This is a genomic window from Pseudovibrio sp. M1P-2-3 (assembly GCF_031501865.1).
Classification (GTDB): domain Bacteria; phylum Pseudomonadota; class Alphaproteobacteria; order Rhizobiales; family Stappiaceae; genus Pseudovibrio; species Pseudovibrio corallicola.
Genome location: NZ_JARRCW010000001.1, coordinates 1,248,486 through 1,263,851 on the forward strand (window position 1 = coordinate 1,248,486; position 15,366 = coordinate 1,263,851).

Here is a 15,366-nt window from a genome sequence, read left to right on the forward strand (position 1 = left end):
GCCATGTCACGCACGCATAATATCGAGGACTACCGTAACTTCGGCATCATGGCTCACATTGATGCTGGTAAGACGACGACAACAGAGCGTATCCTCTATTACACCGGTAAGTCACACAAAATCGGTGAAGTTCATGATGGTGCTGCCACTATGGACTGGATGGAGCAGGAGCAGGAGCGTGGTATTACCATTACTTCTGCTGCTACTACAGCTCACTGGAATGGTAAGCGTCTGAACATCATTGATACTCCAGGTCACGTTGACTTCACAATTGAAGTTGAACGTTCCCTGCGTGTTCTTGATGGTGCTGTAGCTCTTCTTGATGCAAACGCTGGTGTTGAACCTCAGACTGAAACCGTATGGCGTCAGGCTGACAAGTACAACGTTCCGCGTATGATCTTCGTCAACAAGATGGATAAGCTCGGTGCTGATTTCTACCGTTGTGTAGAAATGATCGAGAAGCGTCTCGGCGCAAACCCGCTTTGCTTGCAGCTGCCAATCGGTGCTGAAAGCGAATTTGCTGGTGTTGTCGATCTTCTGAAGATGAAGGCATTGGTTTGGAATGGCGAGAGCCTCGGCGCAAGCTGGGATGAGCTCGATATTCCTGCAGAACTTGCTGATAAAGCAGCTGAATTCCGCGATAAACTTATCGAGGGTGCAGTTGAAGTCGATGAAGCAGCAATGGAAGCTTATCTTGAAGGTGAAGAGCCTTCCAATGAGAAGCTTCAAGAGCTTATTCGTAAGGGTACGATCGCAGGGGACTTTGTTCCTGTTCTGTGTGGTACGGCGTTTAAGAACAAAGGTGTTCAACCTCTTCTTGATGCTGTTGTCGATTACCTGCCAAGCCCAGTCGAAGTTCCTGCCATTAAAGGCATCGACGCTAAGACTGAAGAAGAAACTGTACGCGAGTCTTCTGATGAAGAGCCGCTCGGTATGCTTGCATTTAAGATCATGAACGATCCGTTCGTTGGTTCTTTGACATTCGCACGTATTTACTCTGGTGTACTTTCCAAGGGTTCTTCTGTGCTGAACACTGTTAAAGGCAAGCGCGAACGCGTTGGTCGCATGATGCAGATGCACTCAAATTCCCGCGATGACATCGATGTAGCCTATGCAGGTGATATTGTTGCTATCGCAGGCCTGAAGGACACCACTACTGGTGATACTCTTTGTGATCCTCTCAAGCCAGTTATCTTGGAACGTATGGAGTTCCCGGATCCGGTTATCGAGATCGCTGTAGAGCCTAAAACCAAAGGTGACCAAGAGAAGATGGGTCTTGCCCTGAATCGCTTGGCTGCTGAGGATCCGTCCTTCCGCGTAAAGACAGATGAAGAATCCGGCCAGACTATTATTGCTGGTATGGGTGAACTTCACCTGGATATCCTTGTTGATCGCATGAAGCGTGAATTCAAGGTTGAAGCAAACATCGGTGCGCCTCAGGTTGCTTACCGTGAAACCATCACCCGTCCTGCGGATGTTGATTACACGCATAAAAAGCAGTCCGGTGGTACTGGTCAGTTTGCTCGCATTAAACTCTCTATCCTGCCTAACGAAGTTGGTGCTGGATTTGAGTTTGATAACACGATTGTTGGCGGTAACGTGCCTAAGGAATACATCCCTGGTGTATCCAAAGGTATCCAAAGCGTCATGTCTTCCGGTCCACTTGCTGGGTTCCCGATGGTTGATATCAAGGCTGTTCTTACGGACGGTGCCTATCATGATGTTGACTCCTCGGTTCTAGCGTTTGAGATCGCCGGTCGTGCTGGTTTCCGTGAAGCTATTTCCAAAGCTGGACCTAAACTTCTGGAACCAATTATGAAGGTTGAGGTTGTTACCCCTGAAGATTACATGGGTGACGTGATTGGTGATCTGAATTCCCGTCGTGGACAGATTGCTGGTACCGAAAACCGCGGTGTCGTGACCGTTATCACTGCTATGGTTCCGCTGGCCAACATGTTTGGTTACGTCAACAACTTGCGCTCTATGTCGCAAGGACGTGCGCAGTATTCCATGGTGTTCGATCATTACGATCAAGTCCCTCAGGCTGTTGCTGATGAGGTTATGGCGAAGTACGCCTAAACCTAATCGCAGTCAAAAGGATTACAGAGAGAACGGAGAAATCCGATGGCTAAAGAAAAATTTGAACGTACAAAGCCACACGTCAACATCGGCACAATCGGCCACGTTGACCACGGCAAAACAACTTTGACAGCTGCGATCACCAAATCTTTCGGTGATTTCAAGGCTTACGACGAAATCGATGGCGCTCCTGAAGAGCGTGCTCGCGGTATCACCATTTCAACAGCACACGTTGAATATGAAACCGAAGCTCGTCACTACGCACACGTTGACTGTCCAGGCCACGCCGATTATGTGAAAAACATGATCACCGGTGCGGCTCAGATGGATGGCGCGATCCTCGTTGTTAACGCTGCAGATGGCCCAATGCCTCAGACACGTGAGCACATTCTGCTCGCACGTCAGGTTGGTGTTCCTGCTCTGGTTGTCTTCATGAACAAAGTTGACCAGGTTGATGATGAAGAGCTTCTTGAACTCGTAGAAATGGAAGTTCGTGAACTTCTGTCTTCCTACGAATTCCCAGGCGATGATATTCCTATCATTGCAGGTTCAGCTCTTGCTGCTCTTGAAGACCGCGACGACGCGATCGGCAAAGACAAGATCGTTGAACTGATGGCTGCTGTTGATGATTACATTCCTACTCCGGAACGTCCTCGCGACCTGCCATTCCTGATGCCAATCGAAGATGTGTTCTCTATCTCTGGCCGTGGTACTGTTGTAACCGGTCGTGTAGAGCGCGGTATCATCAACGTTGGTGAAGAAGTCGAAATCGTTGGTATCAAAGATACGACTAAGACCACTGTTACTGGTGTTGAAATGTTCCGCAAGCTGCTTGATCGCGGTGAAGCAGGCGACAACATCGGCGCACTTATTCGCGGCGTAGCTCGTGAAGAAGTTGAGCGTGGTCAGGTTCTTTGTAAGCCGGGTTCCGTTACTCCGCACACAAAGTTCAAGGCAGAGGCATACATCCTCACCAAGGAAGAGGGTGGTCGTCATACACCATTCTTCACCAACTACCGTCCACAGTTCTACTTCCGTACAACTGACGTGACTGGTGTTGTTTCTCTGCCAGAAGGCACAGAAATGGTAATGCCTGGCGATAACATCTCAGTTTCAGTTGAACTGATCGTGCCTATCGCTATGGAAGACGGTCTGCGCTTCGCTATTCGCGAAGGTGGTCGTACCGTTGGTGCCGGCGTTGTAGCTGAAATCATCGAATAAGAATTGGGTTTGGAGGCGGTGCTCCTTTCTAGGAGCTATCGCCTGACCTTACCCAGTAGGGATAAGTCATGAACGGTCAGAATATTCGGATCCGCCTGAAGGCGTTTGATCACCGTGTTCTCGACGCCTCCACAAAGGAGATCGTTAACACGGCGAAACGGACAGGCGCACAAGTGCGCGGACCCGTACCGTTGCCGACGCGTATCGAAAAGTACACAGTACTTCGCGGTCCGCACATCGACAAGAAAAGCCGTGATCAGTTTGAGATGCGCACTCATAAGCGCCTCCTCGACATCGTCGATCCAACACCACAGACAGTAGATGCTCTTATGAAGCTCGACCTGGCTGCCGGTGTGGACGTCGAGATCAAGCTTTAAGGCGGACCAAGGGGATGCCGATGCGTTCTGGAGTGATCGCACGAAAAGTGGGTATGACACGTGTATACAGCGAAGCTGGTGAACACGTGCCTGTTACAGTTCTATGTCTCGACAAGTGTCAAGTCGTAGCCCACCGGACGGAAGATAAAAACGGCTACACAGCACTACAGCTTGGTGTTGGTGCAGCTAAAGTTAAAAACACAAACCGTGCAATGCGCGGCCACTTTGCAGCAGCAAAAGTTGAGCCTAAGCGCAAGCTTGCCGAGTTCCGTGTTGACGAAGACAAACTGATCGAAGTGGGTGCAGAAATTACTGCTGATCACTATGTAACAGGTCAGTTCGTGGACGTTACCGGTACATCTATCGGTAAGGGCTTTGCAGGTGCTATGAAACGTCACAATTTCGGGGGCGGTCGCGCTTCCCACGGTGTGTCGATTTCTCACCGCGCACACGGTTCAACGGGTCAGTGTCAGGATCCCGGTAAAGTGTTCAAAGGCAAGAAAATGGCCGGTCACCTAGGTGATGAACGCGTTACCACTCAGAACCTGAAGATCGTACGTACCGACGTTGAACGCGGTTTGATCATGGTTGAAGGTTCCGTGCCTGGTTCTAAGGGCGGCTGGATCCTCGTTCGTGATGCAATCAAGAAGGCTTTGCCGGAAAACGTTCCAGTTCCTGGTTCTTTCCGTCAGCTGGACACGGTTGCTACGAGCGAAACCGGGAAGGAAGGTGAGTGATGGAACTCGAGGTTAAGACCCTCGGCGGCGGTGCAGCCGGTTCGATCACCGTATCTGACGAGATCTTTGGTCTCGAGCCGCGCGCGGATCTGATCCAGCGCGTAGTTCGCTGGCAGCTTGCAAAGCGTCAGGCTGGTACACATAAAACTTTGGGTCGTTCCGAAGTAAATGGTACCACAAAGAAATTCGTTAAGCAGAAGGGTTCTGGCGGCGCTCGTCACGGTAACCGTAAAGCGCCTCAGTTCCGCGGCGGTGGTAAAGCGTTCGGACCTGTTGTCCGCAGTCACGCAATCGATCTTCCTAAGAAGGTTCGTGCGCTTGGTCTGAAACACGCGCTTTCCGCAAAAGCTGCGGCTGGTCACTTGATCATTGTTGAAGATGCGAAAGCAGCTGAAGCAAAGACAAAGTCAGTTAAAGGCCAGCTGGAAACTTTGGGCTTGAACAACGTATTGATCATCGATGGTAAAGAAGTGGATGCAAACTTCGGTATTGCTTCCCGCAACATTCCATTGGTTGACGTGCTTCCGGTTCAAGGCATCAACGTTTACGACATTCTTCGTCGTGACACATTGGTGTTGACCAAAGCTGCTGTTACTGCACTAGAGGAGCGTTTCTAATGAACATTAATCATTACGATACAATCGTTTCTCCGGTTATCACTGAAAAGGCAACTTTTGCTTCTGAAGAGAACAAAGTTGTATTCAAAGTAGCGATTACGGCCACTAAGCCGCAAATCAAAGCTGCTGTTGAAGGCCTGTTCGGTGTGAAGGTAAAGGCTGTCAATACTCTTATTCGTAAGGGTAAGACAAAGCGTTTCCGCGGAATCCTCGGTCGTCAGACTGACTTCAAAAAAGCAGTGGTCACACTCGAGGACGGTCAGTCCATCGATGTGACGACAGGTCTTTAAGGGCGAGGTAGGAACAAATGGCACTTAAGACATTTAATCCAACATCTCCTGGCCGTCGTCAGCTGGTGCAGGTGGACCGTTCTGGTCTTTGGAAGGGTAAACCAGTCAAGAAATTGACTGAAGGTCTTTCCAAGTCTGGTGGTCGTAACAACATGGGTCGCAAGACCGCCAACAACATTGGTGGTGGTCACAAGCGCACATACCGTTTAATCGACTTCAAGCGTCGTAAATTCGACGTTGTCGGTACAGTAGAGCGCCTTGAGTACGATCCTAACCGTACTGCTTTTATCGCGTTGGTTACCTACGAAGACGGTGAGCAGGCATACATCTTGGCACCTCAGCGCCTAGCTGCTGGTGATAAGGTTATTGCTGGTCAATCCGTTGATGTGAAGCCGGGCAATGCTATGCCTCTCGCTTCCATTCCAGTTGGTACCATTGTGCACAACATCGAGATGAAGCCAGGTAAAGGCGCGCAGATTGCTCGCTCAGCCGGTGCTTACGCTCAGATTGTTGGCCGCGATGCTGGCTACACTGTAATCCGTCTCCTGTCTGGTGAGCAGCGCCGAGTTCTCGGTACCTGCATGGCTTCGATCGGTGCGGTTTCCAACCCTGATCACGCCAATATCAATTATGGTAAGGCTGGTCGTTCACGTTGGCTTGGTCGTCGTCCACATGTTCGTGGTGTTGCAATGAACCCTGTAGATCACCCACATGGTGGTGGTGAGGGTCGCACATCTGGTGGACGTCATCCGGTTACTCCTTGGGGTAAGCCAACTAAAGGCAAGCGCACGCGACGTAATAAGTCGAGCGATAAGTTTATCGTTCGTTCACGTCACTCGCGGAAGAAATAAGAGGGACGGATCGTGACACGTTCGATCTGGAAAGGCCCGTTTGTTGACGGTTACCTCCTGAAAAAAGCGGAAAAGGTTCGTGAGTCCGGCCGCAACGAGGTCATTAAGACCTGGAGCCGCCGTTCCACTATCCTTCCGCAATTCGTGGGGTTGACCTTTGGCGTTTATAACGGCCAGAAGCACATTCCTGTTTTGATCAGCGAAGACATGGTAGGTCAGAAGCTGGGTGAATATTCCCCAACTCGCACTTACTACGGTCACGGAGCTGACAAAAAGGCGAAGAGGAAATAACGATGGGCAAGCAGAAGCAGGAGCGGACGCTCGCCGACAACGAGGCAAAGGCAGTATGCCGCATGCTGCGGGTTTCCCCGCAGAAGCTAAACCTTGTTGCTGCATCGATCCGCGGTAAGAAAGTTAGCTCAGCTCTTGCTGACCTGACATTCTCCCGCAAGCGCATCGCTGGTGATGTCAAGAAAACCTTGATGTCTGCTATTGCAAACGCGGAAAACAATCATGATCTCGACGTCGACAATCTTGTCGTCGCCGAGGCATTCGTCGGCAAAGCGCTCGTAATGAAGCGCTTCCAGCCACGTGCCCGTGGTCGTGTAGGACGGATCCAAAAGCCGTTCGCTAACCTGACCATCGTGGTTCGCGAAGTTGAGGAGACTGCCTGATGGGACAGAAGATTAATCCGATCGGTTTTCGCCTCGGCATTAACCGGACTTGGGACTCCCGCTGGTTTGCTGGCAAGAACGAATATGGCGATCTTCTTCATGAAGATTTCCGCATTCGTGAGTACCTGCTTAAAGAACTTAAGCAGGCTGCTGTATCTAAAGTGGTTATCGAGCGTCCACACCGTAAGTGCCGCGTAACAATCCACTCTGGTCGTCCAGGTGTTGTTATTGGTAAAAAAGGTGCGGACATCGAGCGTCTTCGCAAGAAGCTCTCCGAGATGACCAATTCGGAAGTACACCTCAACATTGTTGAAGTGCGCAAGCCGGAAACAGACGCAGCTCTTGTTGCAGCATCTATTGCTCAACAGCTGGAACGTCGTGTTGCATTCCGCCGTGCCATGAAGCGTGCAGTTCAGTCTGCAATGCGTCTTGGCGCTCAGGGCATCCGCATTAACTGTGGTGGCCGTCTGGGTGGCGCGGAAATCGCGCGTATCGAATGGTACCGTGAAGGTCGCGTGCCTCTGCACACTCTTCGTGCAGACATCGACTATGGTACTGCTACTGCGCATACTGCTTATGGCGCGTGTGGCGTTAAAGTCTGGATCTTCAAAGGAGAAATCCTTGAGCATGATCCAATGGCTTCTGAACGTCGTGCGACCGAAGGTGGTGGCAAAAACGAACGCCAGGGCGGCGGTCGACGCGAGCGTGCTGCTTAATTGCAGCACCTCTTTTCGACAGACTAGATAAGCGAGAGAAAAGCGATGCTGCAACCTAAGCGAACTAAGTTCCGCAAGCAGCACAAGGGCCGTATCCATGGCGATGCCAAGGGCGGTACAGACCTCAACTTCGGTGCCTTCGGAATGAAGGCATTGGAGCCTGAGCGGATCACCGCTCGTCAGATCGAGGCGGCCCGTCGTGCCATGACCCGTCACATGAAACGTGCAGGTCGTGTGTGGATCCGAATTTTCCCGGATGTACCGGTTTCTTCGAAACCAGCAGAAGTACGTATGGGTAAAGGTAAGGGTAGTCCTGAATACTGGGCATGTAAGGTCAAACCAGGCCGTATCATGTTTGAGGTTGATGGTGTGTCAGAAGAGATTGCTCGTGAAGCATTCCGTCTGGCTGCTGCCAAACTCCCGATCAAGTGCCGGTTTGTCCAGCGCATCGGCGAGTGATCGGACAGTTGAGAGGTTAAGGCCATGAAGGCTAGCGACGTAAGAGCAAAGACTGAAGATCAGTTGAAAGACGATCTTTCAGCTCTGAAGAAAGAGCAGTTCAACTTGCGCTTTCAGAAGGCAACAGGTCAGCTCGAAAATACTGCACGTGTCCGCGAAGTTCGTCGTGACATTGCGCAGATCCAAACCATCATGCGCGAAAAGCGCACGTCTATTAACGCATAAGGAGTCGAGGATGCCAAAGCGTATATTGCAGGGTATCGTCGTGAGCGATGCGAATGATAAGACGGTAACGGTTAAGGTAGAGCGTCGCTTTACCCACCCGTTGCTGAAGAAAACTGTGCGCCGTACGAAAAAGTATCGTGCACATGATGAAAACAATTCTTACAAGGTTGGTGACACTGTCTCTATCGAAGAGTGTGCACCAATTTCTAAGAATAAGAATTGGACTGTTGTTTCTAACGAAGCAACAAGCTAATGAACGCATCCGGTGCTTTTAATTTAGAGGCGCTGAGAAAAGAACAAGGCGACGAGTCATGATTCAGATGCAAACAAACCTCGACGTGGCGGATAACTCCGGTGCGCGTCGTGTAATGTGCATCAAGGTGCTCGGCGGTTCCAAGCGGAAGTATGCTGGCGTTGGAGACATCATTGTGGTGTCTGTAAAAGAAGCTATCCCACGGGGCCGTGTGAAAAAGGGCGACGTGATGAAAGCAGTCGTCGTGCGCACGGCAAAAGATGTCCGCCGCGCCGATGGCAGTGTGATCCGTTTCGACCGCAATGCGGCCGTACTGATCAACAATAACAAAGAACCGATCGGAACACGTATTTTTGGCCCAGTTCCTCGCGAACTGCGTGCTAAGAATCACATGAAGATCATTTCGCTTGCGCCGGAGGTGCTCTGATGCCCGCGAAGATCAAAAAGGGCGACAAAGTCGTCGTAATTGCCGGTCGTGACAAAGGGAAGACTGGGGAAGTGATCCAGATGCTTCCGTCCGAGAATCGCGCTGTCGTGCGTGGCGTTAACTTGGTGCGCAAGCACCAGCGCCAGACCCAGCAGAGCGAGGGCGGTATCATCACAAAGGAAGCTCCTATTCAGCTTTCCAATATTGCCATTGCTGATCCTAAGGATGGCAAGCCGACCCGCGTCGGTTTCACGACCAACGAAGATGGCGTCACTCAGCGTGTCGCCAAACGTTCGGGAGACGTGATTGATGGCTGACGCTACTTACACTCCCAAGCTGAAAGCGCACTACGATGAAGTAGTGCGTGCCCAGCTGCAGGAGAAATTCAACTACGCAAACCCTATGGAAATTCCTTCGATAGAGAAGGTAGTTTTGAACATGGGTGTTGGTGAAGCTGTCGGCGACAGCAAGAAAGCTCGGATCGCTTCTGAAGATCTTAGCTTGATTGCTGGTCAAAAGGCGGTTATTACCCGTGCTAAGAAATCTATCGCGACCTTTAAGGTTCGTGAAGACATGCCGCTGGGTGCGAAAGTTACCCTCCGTCGTGCGAAAATGTTTGAGTTCTTGGACCGTTTGGTTACAATCGCGCTTCCGCGTGTTCGTGACTTCCGTGGTCTGAACCCAAAAAGTTTCGACGGGCGTGGTAATTATGCAATGGGTCTTAAAGAACACATCGTTTTCCCTGAAATTGACTACGATAAAGTAGATCAAATGTGGGGTATGGATGTTGTGGTCTGCACCACTGCGAAAACCGATGACGAAGCGCGTGAATTACTGCGCGCGTTCAACTTCCCGTTCCGCAAATAAAAGCGGTATACGGGAAAGGAACGAGGACAGACGATGGCGAAGAAAAGCGCGGTCGAAAAAAATAAGCGGCGTGAGCGTCTTGTAAGCAAGTACGCTTCAAAGCGCGCTGCCCTGAAGGCGATGGCCAAGGACGAGAGCCTGTCCCTGGAGGAGCGGTTTAATGCCCGGCTTAAGCTTGCAAAGCTGCCGCGCAATTCCGCGCCTACACGGGTACGCAACCGGTGTGAAGTCACAGGTCGCCCACGCGGTTATTATCGCAAACTTAAGATGTCGCGTATTGCGCTTCGTGAGTTGGGTTCCCTGGGCAAGATCCCGGGTCTCGTGAAGTCGAGCTGGTAAGGAGTTACTGCTATGTCGATTTCCGATCCAGTCGGGGATATGATCACGCGCATTCGTAATGCGCACTTGCGTGGCAAAGCACGGGTATCCACCCCTGCGTCAAAATTGCGCGCAAACATCTTGGACGTTTTAGCTGCGGAAGGTTATATCCGTGGCTACTCTACTACCGCATTTGACGGTGGTAAGTCCGAGCTCGAAATTGAGCTGAAGTATTTTGACAATGAGCCAGTGATTCGCACGATTGAGCGCGTATCTAAGCCTGGCCGTCGTGTTTATTCTTCAGTGAAAAACATTCCACATGTGGCCAATGGCCTGGGCATTTCTATTCTGTCCACACCTCAAGGTGTGATGGCAGATCATGAAGCCCGCGAAAAAAATGTGGGTGGTGAGGTTCTTTGCCGCGTCTTCTGATGCGGCAATGTTCTACTAATACAAACTGACAGGTTGATCCTATGTCTCGTATTGGCAAAAAGCCAGTCCCCGTGCTTAGCGGGGTAACGGCATCGATCAACGGCCAGAACGTAGAAGTCAAGGGCCCGAAGGGAACGCTTTCCTTCGTGGCTCATGACCTCGTTCTCGTCGAGATGACAGATGCAGGTATTCAGGTAACTCCTCGCAACGAGAGCAAAACTGCTCGTTCAATGTGGGGTATGTGCCGTACTATGGTCGCTAACCTTATTACTGGTGTATCCGAAGGCTTCCAAAAGAAGCTCGCGATTACTGGTGTTGGTTACCGTGCGCAAGTTCAGGGTAAAACTCTGAATCTAGCCCTTGGTTTTTCCCATGATGTCAAATTTGACATCCCTGAAGGTGTGGAAATCAAGTGCCCGAAGCCGACTGAAATTGAAATCAGCGGCATCGATAAGCAGCTCATTGGACAGGTTGCAGCGAATATTCGCGAATTCCGTCCACCTGAGCCTTATAAAGGCAAAGGCGTGCGGTATGCGGACGAATTTATCGTTCGTAAGGAAGGCAAGAAGAAGTAACGGATACGACCATGGCGAATGGAAATTCTTTCGAACGTCGTCGCGCTCGCGTACGTCGCTCGGTAAAAAAAGTAGCGAATGGACGTCTACGGTTGTCTGTTTTCCGCTCTTCCAAGCAAATCTATGCTCAGATTATCGATGACACTAAGGGTGTAACCCTTGTTGCAGCATCTTCAATCGAAGCGGATGTAAAGAGCACTCTCAAGACTGGCGCTGACAAAGCCGCTGCCGAAGTAATCGGTAAGCTGGTTGCAGAACGCGCTCTGGCTGCTGGTGTTAAGCAAGTTGTGTTTGATCGTGGTGGATACCTGTTCCATGGCCGTGTTAAGGCTTTGGCAGATGCTGCTCGTGAAGGCGGACTGGAATTCTGATCGGCGCCTTTGGGTGCTTTTAGAAAACGGAAGACGAAAATATGGCGAGACAGGATAACCGGGATCGTGATGAGCGCGACAGTGAATTTGTCGATAAGCTCGTTCACATCAACCGCGTCGCAAAAGTAGTAAAAGGCGGTCGTCGCTTTGGCTTTGCTGCACTTGTTGTAGTTGGTGACCAGAAAGGCCGCGTTGGTTTTGGTCATGGTAAAGCCCGCGAAGTGCCTGAAGCAATTCGTAAGGCAACTGAAGCTGCAAAGCGCACGATGATTCGTGTGCCATTGCGCGAAGGCCGTACACTTCATCACGATGTAGAAGGCCGTCACGGCGCAGGCAAGGTAATCTTGCGTGCAGCTCCTGCCGGTACTGGTATCATCGCTGGTGGTCCTATGCGTGCAGTGTTCGAAACACTTGGCGTACAGGATGTTGTTTCTAAATCTCTCGGTACATCTAACCCGTACAACATGGTTCGTGCGACGTTTGATGCTCTGAAAAAAGAAGATAGCCCACGTTCAGTTGCTGCACGTCGTGGCCTCAAGGTTTCTACTTTGCAGGCTCGTCGTCGTGACAAGGATGATGCGGCAGTAGCACAAGCTGAAGCGTAAGCTTCGGTTTTTGCTTACTAGATTGAACAAGGGTTAGTGTCATGGCGACTACTGAAAAGACCGTAACGGTCGAACAGATCGGCAGCCCACTGCGTCGTCCAGCAGATCAGCGTGCAACACTGATCGGCCTGGGCTTGAACAAGATGCATCGTACCCGCACTTTGAAGGATACTCCTGAAGTGCGCGGCATGATCCGTAAGGTCAAGCATCTGGTTCGCGTCGTGGAAGAAGCGTAACGAGAGCCGGGAGATTAGACAATGAAACTCAATGAACTCCAGGACAATCCTGGTGCTTCACCGAGCCGTACTCGCGTTGGTCGCGGTATTGGTTCGGGTAAGGGTAAGACCGGTGGCCGTGGTGTCAAAGGTCAGAAGTCCCGTTCTGGTGTAGCCATTAAGGGTTTTGAAGGCGGTCAGATGCCATTGCATCGTCGTCTGCCAAAGCGCGGCTTCACAAACATCTTTGCTAAAGACCTGAATATTGTGTCTTTGGGCCGTATTCAAACTGCAATTGACGCTGGTAAGCTTGATGCTTCTGCGCCTGTTACAGTTGAATCATTGAAGGCAGCTGGTATTGTAAAGCGTGTGAGAGACGGCGTTCGTCTTCTTTCAGACGGTGAGCTTAAAGTAGCTGTAACTTTCGAAATTGCTGGTGCTTCTAAAACTGCTGTTGAAGCAGTTGAAAAAGCTGGCGGCAAAGTCGTTATCAAGGGAGCTAAGGCCGAATAGGCCTAGCTCTTTTTTTTGGTGTTTTCATACTGACCGGAGCGCGGAATGGCTTCTGCTGCCGAGCAACTTGCATCAAATCTAAATTTTTCCGCCTTCGCGAAGGCAGATGAACTCAAAAAGCGGATCTGGTTTACACTGGGTGCGCTTTTGGTGTATCGGTTCGGTACATACATTCCTCTGCCAGGCATTAATGCCGACGCGTTGGCTCAAGCATTTGGAAGTGCCCAGTCCGGCATTGTCGGACTCTTTAATATGTTCTCCGGCGGCGCCGTGGAACGTATGGCAATTTTCGCCCTGGGCATTATGCCCTACATCTCCGCATCGATTATCATTCAGTTGATGACTTCTGTTGTTCCATCCTTGGAGCAATTAAAGAAGGAAGGAGAGCAGGGGCGAAAGAAAATCAACCAATATACGCGGTATGGTACGGTGATATTGGCAATGTTTCAGGCCTACGGTATTGCTGTCGGGCTGGAATCTGCCGGTAATATCGTAGAAGATCCGGGTATGTTCTTCCGCGTTGCGACTGTTATCACGTTGGTCGGCGGTACTATGTTCTTGATGTGGCTTGGTGAGCAGATCACCTCTCGCGGTATCGGGAACGGTATTTCTCTGATTATCTTCGCGGGTATCGTTGCGGGGCTACCGTCAGCGGTGGTTTCAACACTTGAATTGGGTCGGCAGGGTGCACTGGCAACTCCGATCATCTTGATGTTGATTCTTCTGTCTGTTGCTGTCATTGCCGTCATTGTATTTATGGAGCGTGCGCAGCGTCGTTTGCTCATTAAATACCCGCGTCGGCAACAGGGAAATCGCATGTTCGAAGGTAATACTTCGTTCCTGCCTTTGAAACTGAACACAGCAGGTGTTATCCCACCAATCTTTGCATCCTCTTTGCTCTTGGTTCCAGCCACCATTTCCAGTTTTCAAACTGGTGAGGCAACAGGAACAGGCACAGAATGGCTGACAACCATCACTGCATGGTTAGGTCATGGTCAGCCTGCATATATGCTTATTTATGCAGCCCTGATTGTGTTCTTCTGCTTTTTCTACACAGCGATTGTTTTCAATCCTGCAGATACAGCAGATAACCTGAAGAAGCAGGGTGGGTTCATTCCAGGTATTCGTCCTGGTGAGCGAACTGCTCAATATATTGATCATGTCCTGACGAGAATTACAGTCGTAGGCGCGATTTACATCACGTTAATCTGTCTACTACCTGAATTCCTCATTTCTGCAACAGGCGTACCCTTCTACTTTGGCGGTACTTCCCTGTTGATCGTTGTTAGTGTCACAATGGATACTGTGTCCCAGATCCAAGGACACCTGCTGGCCCATCAATACGAAGGGCTGGTTAAGAAAACGAAACTGAGGGGGAAGCGTAAATGAGACTGATACTTCTCGGACCTCCGGGGGCCGGTAAAGGCACACAGGCAAGTCTGCTGGTTGAAAACTATGGCATTAAACAGCTATCAACCGGTGAAATGCTTCGTGCGGCTGTAGCTGCGGAAACTGAGGTGGGGCTTCAGGTCAAGTCTGTACTTGAGAATGGCGAGCTCGTCTCTGACGAGTTGATTGTTTCACTCATTGCAGACCGTATTGAGCAACCAGACTGCGCAAATGGGTTTATTCTGGATGGATTTCCAAGAACCATTGCACAAGCTGATTCTTTAGAGGCGCTTCTTTTTTCCAAGAACATGAAGTTGGATGCAGTAATCCAGCTTGATGTGGATGAAGGCAAACTTCTCGATCGTATCGAGAAGCGGGCACGCGAAAGCTCTGAAGTTCGTTCTGATGACAACGCTGAGGCGCTCAAGAAGCGTTTGGCGGTGTATAACGAGCAGACAGCACCACTTATTCACTATTATAGTGAGAAGGGTGCCTTGAAGGCGGTTGACGGAATGGCTTCCGTTGAAAAAGTTGCATCTAGTATTGATGCAGTTCTAAAGGCTGGAAGCTTGGCATAAACGTGCCACAAGTCTTGCACCTTTAGGCAAAATAAAGTATATGCCGGCGCATATCGACACCATTTTCGATTAGCGCCGGTTTTTCCTTGGGAAACCGAGGCTAGTCTTTTTGCTGTTTATGCCTATAAAAGCATAACAGAAATGGGAGAGGGCATGGTGTTGTGCCCTCGATTAAGGAGAAACAAAGTGGCCCGTATTGCTGGCGTCAATATTCCGACGAACAAGCGCGTAGTCATCGCGCTGCAGTACATTCACGGTATCGGCCCTAAGTTTGCTAAGCAAATCACTGAAAAAGTGGGTATTGCTGAGCAGCGCCGGGTTAACGAACTGTCTGATCAGGAAGTTCTGCAGATCCGTGAAGCAATCGATGCTGATCACCTCGTTGAAGGTGACCTGCGCCGTGAAACTGCAATGAACATTAAACGTCTCATGGACCTTGGTTGCTACCGTGGCCTGCGCCACCGTCGTGGTCTGCCGGTTCGTGGTCAACGTACGCATACCAACGCACGCACCCGTAAGGGTCCTGCGAAGGCTATTGCCGGTAAGAAGAAATAATCCTTCTGGCAATTGCTGGGTG

Annotated in this window: 26 protein-coding genes; all 26 read left to right on the top strand. The window is 50.5% G+C overall.

From position 1 onward, the window contains the following. Window positions 1–3 precede the first annotated feature (3 nt). Entirely contained in the window at window positions 4–2,079 is a 2,076-nt protein-coding gene (gene fusA, locus P6574_RS05600) for an elongation factor G (RefSeq protein ID WP_310619392.1), read from the top strand. Window positions 2,080–2,124: 45 nt separating this feature from the next. Next, window positions 2,125–3,300, top strand: a complete 1,176-nt coding sequence (gene tuf / locus P6574_RS05605; RefSeq protein ID WP_310619381.1) for an elongation factor Tu — start codon at window positions 2,125–2,127, stop codon at window positions 3,298–3,300. A gap of 68 nt (window positions 3,301–3,368) precedes the next feature. Beyond that, window positions 3,369–3,677, top strand: a complete 309-nt coding sequence (rpsJ, locus tag P6574_RS05610) for a 30S ribosomal protein S10 (protein ID WP_068314098.1) — start codon at window positions 3,369–3,371, stop codon at window positions 3,675–3,677. A gap of 20 nt (window positions 3,678–3,697) precedes the next feature. Then, window positions 3,698–4,414: a 50S ribosomal protein L3 gene (gene rplC / locus P6574_RS05615; protein ID WP_310619393.1), complete on the top strand. Its 717-nt coding sequence runs from the start codon at window positions 3,698–3,700 to the stop codon at window positions 4,412–4,414. After that, the gene (gene rplD / locus P6574_RS05620; RefSeq protein WP_310619394.1) at window positions 4,414–5,031 is read left to right on the top strand and encodes a 50S ribosomal protein L4; all 618 of its coding nucleotides are present in this window, start codon (window positions 4,414–4,416) and stop codon (window positions 5,029–5,031) included. The genes rplC and rplD overlap by 1 nt, the downstream gene beginning before the upstream one ends. Further along, window positions 5,031–5,321, top strand: coding sequence for a 50S ribosomal protein L23 (locus tag P6574_RS05625; RefSeq protein ID WP_310619395.1), 291 nt, complete (start codon window positions 5,031–5,033; stop codon window positions 5,319–5,321). The genes rplD and P6574_RS05625 overlap by 1 nt, the downstream gene beginning before the upstream one ends. Before the next feature lie 17 nt (window positions 5,322–5,338). Then, on the top strand, window positions 5,339–6,172 hold the full coding sequence (rplB, locus tag P6574_RS05630; protein ID WP_310619396.1) for a 50S ribosomal protein L2: 834 nt from the start codon (window positions 5,339–5,341) through the stop codon (window positions 6,170–6,172). A 12-nt stretch (window positions 6,173–6,184) separates the two neighbouring features. After that, window positions 6,185–6,463: a 30S ribosomal protein S19 gene (gene rpsS, locus P6574_RS05635; protein ID WP_310619397.1), complete on the top strand. Its 279-nt coding sequence runs from the start codon at window positions 6,185–6,187 to the stop codon at window positions 6,461–6,463. Between the two features lie 2 nt (window positions 6,464–6,465). Further along, the gene (rplV, locus tag P6574_RS05640) at window positions 6,466–6,846 is read left to right on the top strand and encodes a 50S ribosomal protein L22 (protein ID WP_310619398.1); all 381 of its coding nucleotides are present in this window, start codon (window positions 6,466–6,468) and stop codon (window positions 6,844–6,846) included. Next, window positions 6,846–7,562 carry a 30S ribosomal protein S3 gene (gene rpsC / locus P6574_RS05645; protein ID WP_310619399.1) on the top strand — a complete coding sequence of 239 codons (717 nt, stop codon included), beginning with the start codon at window positions 6,846–6,848 and terminating at the stop codon, window positions 7,560–7,562. Before rplV ends, rpsC begins: the two co-directional genes overlap by 1 nt. Window positions 7,563–7,607: 45 nt before the next feature. Further along, entirely contained in the window at window positions 7,608–8,021 is a 414-nt protein-coding gene (gene rplP, locus P6574_RS05650) for a 50S ribosomal protein L16 (RefSeq protein ID WP_310619400.1), read from the top strand. Between the two features lie 24 nt (window positions 8,022–8,045). Further along, window positions 8,046–8,246, top strand: coding sequence for a 50S ribosomal protein L29 (rpmC, locus tag P6574_RS05655; RefSeq protein ID WP_310619401.1), 201 nt, complete (start codon window positions 8,046–8,048; stop codon window positions 8,244–8,246). Window positions 8,247–8,256: 10 nt separating this feature from the next. Then, window positions 8,257–8,499 (top strand): 30S ribosomal protein S17, encoded by a 243-nt coding sequence (rpsQ, locus tag P6574_RS05660; protein WP_310619402.1) that lies wholly within the window; start codon window positions 8,257–8,259, stop codon window positions 8,497–8,499. Window positions 8,500–8,557: 58 nt separating this feature from the next. Next, window positions 8,558–8,926 (top strand): 50S ribosomal protein L14, encoded by a 369-nt coding sequence (rplN, locus tag P6574_RS05665; protein ID WP_310619403.1) that lies wholly within the window; start codon window positions 8,558–8,560, stop codon window positions 8,924–8,926. Then, window positions 8,926–9,243, top strand: a complete 318-nt coding sequence (rplX, locus tag P6574_RS05670; protein WP_310619404.1) for a 50S ribosomal protein L24 — start codon at window positions 8,926–8,928, stop codon at window positions 9,241–9,243. Before rplN ends, rplX begins: the two co-directional genes overlap by 1 nt. Then, the gene (gene rplE / locus P6574_RS05675) at window positions 9,236–9,793 is read left to right on the top strand and encodes a 50S ribosomal protein L5 (protein ID WP_310619405.1); all 558 of its coding nucleotides are present in this window, start codon (window positions 9,236–9,238) and stop codon (window positions 9,791–9,793) included. The genes rplX and rplE overlap by 8 nt, the downstream gene beginning before the upstream one ends. Window positions 9,794–9,826: 33 nt before the next feature. After that, on the top strand, window positions 9,827–10,132 hold the full coding sequence (gene rpsN / locus P6574_RS05680; protein WP_310619406.1) for a 30S ribosomal protein S14: 306 nt from the start codon (window positions 9,827–9,829) through the stop codon (window positions 10,130–10,132). Between the two features lie 12 nt (window positions 10,133–10,144). After that, window positions 10,145–10,543, top strand: a complete 399-nt coding sequence (gene rpsH / locus P6574_RS05685) for a 30S ribosomal protein S8 (protein WP_310619407.1) — start codon at window positions 10,145–10,147, stop codon at window positions 10,541–10,543. Window positions 10,544–10,584: 41 nt separating this feature from the next. Continuing rightward, complete coding sequence (gene rplF, locus P6574_RS05690; protein WP_310619408.1) at window positions 10,585–11,118, top strand: 50S ribosomal protein L6; 534 nt, start codon at window positions 10,585–10,587, stop codon at window positions 11,116–11,118. A gap of 11 nt (window positions 11,119–11,129) precedes the next feature. Then, the gene (rplR, locus tag P6574_RS05695; RefSeq protein WP_310619409.1) at window positions 11,130–11,489 is read left to right on the top strand and encodes a 50S ribosomal protein L18; all 360 of its coding nucleotides are present in this window, start codon (window positions 11,130–11,132) and stop codon (window positions 11,487–11,489) included. 41 nt (window positions 11,490–11,530) lie between these two features. Continuing rightward, window positions 11,531–12,094: a 30S ribosomal protein S5 gene (gene rpsE / locus P6574_RS05700; protein WP_310619410.1), complete on the top strand. Its 564-nt coding sequence runs from the start codon at window positions 11,531–11,533 to the stop codon at window positions 12,092–12,094. A gap of 41 nt (window positions 12,095–12,135) precedes the next feature. After that, on the top strand, window positions 12,136–12,330 hold the full coding sequence (rpmD, locus tag P6574_RS05705) for a 50S ribosomal protein L30 (protein ID WP_310619411.1): 195 nt from the start codon (window positions 12,136–12,138) through the stop codon (window positions 12,328–12,330). A 21-nt stretch (window positions 12,331–12,351) separates the two neighbouring features. Further along, complete coding sequence (gene rplO / locus P6574_RS05710; protein ID WP_310619412.1) at window positions 12,352–12,822, top strand: 50S ribosomal protein L15; 471 nt, start codon at window positions 12,352–12,354, stop codon at window positions 12,820–12,822. Between the two features lie 45 nt (window positions 12,823–12,867). Next, window positions 12,868–14,211 (top strand): preprotein translocase subunit SecY, encoded by a 1,344-nt coding sequence (gene secY / locus P6574_RS05715; protein WP_310619413.1) that lies wholly within the window; start codon window positions 12,868–12,870, stop codon window positions 14,209–14,211. Beyond that, on the top strand, window positions 14,208–14,789 hold the full coding sequence (locus P6574_RS05720; RefSeq protein WP_310619414.1) for an adenylate kinase: 582 nt from the start codon (window positions 14,208–14,210) through the stop codon (window positions 14,787–14,789). Before secY ends, P6574_RS05720 begins: the two co-directional genes overlap by 4 nt. Before the next feature lie 186 nt (window positions 14,790–14,975). After that, window positions 14,976–15,344, top strand: coding sequence for a 30S ribosomal protein S13 (rpsM, locus tag P6574_RS05725; protein WP_310622107.1), 369 nt, complete (start codon window positions 14,976–14,978; stop codon window positions 15,342–15,344). The last annotated feature ends 22 nt before the right edge of the window (window positions 15,345–15,366 follow it).